Origin of the sequence: Streptomyces sp. NPDC086080, assembly GCF_044540255.1 — a bacterium.
Taxonomy (GTDB): domain Bacteria; phylum Actinomycetota; class Actinomycetes; order Streptomycetales; family Streptomycetaceae; genus Streptomyces.
Map to the genome: position 1 here is coordinate 1 of NZ_JBITRU010000095.1, position 2,631 is coordinate 2,631.

Annotated in this window: 2 protein-coding genes and 1 pseudogene; 1 reads left to right on the plus strand and 2 read right to left on the minus strand. The window is 66.3% G+C overall.

Features of this window, described 5'->3' with window-relative positions:
• Positions 1 to 230 precede the first annotated feature (230 nt).
• Entirely contained in the window at positions 231 to 1,352 is a 1,122-nt protein-coding gene (locus tag ACIF9R_RS38160; protein ID WP_399987702.1) for a lipid II:glycine glycyltransferase FemX, read from the plus strand.
• A 215-nt stretch (positions 1,353 to 1,567) separates the two neighbouring features.
• Here the strand turns inward: ACIF9R_RS38160 and ACIF9R_RS38165 are convergent, their stop codons facing one another.
• Both ACIF9R_RS38165 and ACIF9R_RS38170 read right to left on the minus strand, forming a co-directional pair.
• Positions 1,568 to 2,218 carry a Tn3 family transposase gene (locus ACIF9R_RS38165; RefSeq protein WP_399987704.1) on the minus strand — a complete coding sequence of 217 codons (651 nt, stop codon included), beginning with the start codon at positions 2,216 to 2,218 and terminating at the stop codon, positions 1,568 to 1,570.
• 118 nt (positions 2,219 to 2,336) lie between these two features.
• Positions 2,337 to 2,549: pseudogene (locus ACIF9R_RS38170) on the minus strand (DUF4158 domain-containing protein); the annotation flags it as partial.
• Positions 2,550 to 2,631 lie beyond the last annotated feature (82 nt).

The window sequence follows — 2,631 nt, forward strand, 5'->3', positions numbered from 1 at the left end:
CTGGAAGCCTCAAGAACTCCCATCATCGCAGGTCGCAAGGCTCTTCCTCGTTCCCGGAGAAGTTATCCACAGATGTCAGCCGGTGGATTCGGGCTGAAGGTCACAGGCGGGGGTCCGGCGAGCGATTGTTGATCTGCTCGCGCAAAGGACCGTTTGTGCGAGGTCGAGTTCGTGATCATCAGTGTGGGTCGTCTCCGTAGACTTGGCCGCCGAACAAAGGAGCGCGGCGAATGACGTATCACCTCAAGGTGATCACCCGTGAAGAGCATCTGGCCTTTGTCATGGCCCAGCCTTCTGTAAGCCACACGCAGGTGCCCTCTTGGGGGGAGGTGAAGCCGGACTGGCGGGCCGAGAGTCTGGGCTGGTTCGACGAGGAGGACCGCCTCGTGGGGGCCGGGCTGGTGCTGTTGCGGCCGCTGCCGAAGACGAAGCGGTACCTCGCCTACCTGCCTGAGGGGCCGGTGATCGACTGGGCAGCACCGGACATCGAGCAGTGGCTGAAGCCGATGCTCGCCCACTTGAAGGAGCAGGGCGCCTTCTCGGTGAAGATGGGGCCGCCTGTCGTGGCTCGCCGGTGGAGTGCTGAGGCGGTCAAGGCCGCGATCGCGGACCCGCAAGCCCGGCGGCTGCGGGACGCGGAGGCCACCGCGCATGAGCCGCGTGCTTTCGACCTTGCCGACCGGCTGCGCCGGATGGGCTGGCAGCAGACCGAGCCCGGTGGTGAGGACGGCTTCGCCGCGGGCCAGCCCCAGTATGCGTTTCAGGTCCCCTTCGCAGGCCGGTCCCTGGAGGAGATCAGGCAAGGCCTCAACCAACAGTGGCGTCGCAACATCAAGAAGGCGGAGAAGGCCGGCGTCAAGGTTGTCCAGGGTGGATACGAGGATCTGGCCGCCTTCCACGCGATCTACACCGAGACTGCCGAGCGGGACCGGTTCATCCCTCGCCCGCTGGGCTACTTCCAGCGGATGTGGAACGCGCTGAGGGCCGAGCACCCCGACCGCATGCGTCTGTACCTCGCCTCCCACGAGGGCGAGCTGCTAGCGGCCGCCACAATGATCACTGTTGGCGAGCACGTCTGGTACTCCTACGGCGCCTCCACCAGCCGCAAGCGCGAGGTCCAGCCGAACAACGCCATCCAGTGGCAGATGATGTGCGACGCCCATGAACTCGGTGCCGGCGTCTACGACTTCCGGGGAATCACGGACACTCTGGACGAGAGCAACCACCTGCTGGGACTGCTCCGCTTCAAGGTGGGCAGCGGAGGCGAGGCGATCGAGTACCTCGGCGAGTGGGACTACCCGCTCAACAAGGTCCTGCACAAGGCCCTAGATCTCTACATGTCACGCCGTTAGGTTTCGTCCTTCGTCCTTCGTCCGTGGCCGGGATAGCTGTTATCGGAGGGCTCCGCCCTTGTCAGGGGCGGGTTCCACACCAGACCGGATCCCCACGTCGACGCGGTGGGATTGCCGGTCAGGATTGGCGAAGCCCTCGATGCGCTTCCCGAAGGGGAGGTCCGGAGCCATCGCAACTGGCTCCGGACCTCCCCTTCGACTGTACGGGCCTTGAGCTACTCGTCCTCGCTGTCTCCGGTCTCGTCGCCGCTGTGCGGGTCGCGTAGCGGCCGCAGACCTGGTGCTGACGGTCGGGTGAAGGCGTAGCGGCCGAGGAAGTTGATGTGGTCGTACTGGAGTGGGGAGAGGCGGGCGAGCAGGTCGTCGGTGACGGGGAAGCCGTCGGCGGCCAGCTGTTTGACGGCGGCGTCGATGTAGAGGCTGTTGAACAGAACCACGGCGTTGAGGGCCAGTCCGAGGGCGCCGAGTTGGTCCTCCATGCCCTCGCGGTAGTGCTGGCGCAGTTCGCCGCGCTGCCCGAAGAAGATCTTCCGGGCGAGGCGGTGGCGGGCCTCGGCGACGTTGAGCTGGGCGCCGATCATGCGCCGGTATCCCTCGTCGGAGACGAACTGGAGAAGGTGCAGGGTCTTGAAGATCCGTCCGTAGTGGGCGAAGGCGTCGCCCAGTCCGGTCGGTTTGCCGTCCCGGGAGAGCATGCGGATCAGGTCGTGCCCGCGGACCTCGCCGAGGGTCAGGGAGCCTGCCACGCGGAGCATGTCGCCCCAGTGTGCGGGTATCCGGTCCAGACGGATGGTGTGGTTCGAGACCGGCTGGAGCGGCCCGTAGTCGGCCGCGGTGTTCGTCCGCCACAGCCGGGCGTCGGAGATGTCGCTTCTTCTCCGGCACCTCCAGCAGCCGGACCATCTCGGTCCGCAGCTCGTACGGCACCACCTCGTACAGCGCGGCGTGCAGCCGGTCGTTCTCCTCCTGGCGGACCGCGGCCACCATCCGGGCCAGCGACGTCATACCCGGCAGCAGCACCCGGTTGTTCACCAGCCACACCACCGCCCGGTCGAACAGGGCCCGCGGCCCCTCCAGCGACGACCACACCCGCGCCGCCAGAAACTCCCGCAGCTCCGCCTCCCCAGCCGCGAAGTCCCGATACCCGTACTCGTCGCGGATCTCCCACGCGTGCTCGTACACCGTCTGAGCCCGAATCCACCGGCTGACATCTGTGGATAACTTCTCCGGGAACGAGGAAGAGCCTTGCGACCTGCGATGATGGGAGTTCTTGAGGCTT

What these genes read in the sequence shown, in the direction of transcription:
- ACIF9R_RS38160 (WP_399987702.1), top strand. Translation starts at nt 231, where the DNA reads ATGACGTATCACCTCAAGGTGATCACCCGTGAAGAGCATCTGGCCTTT.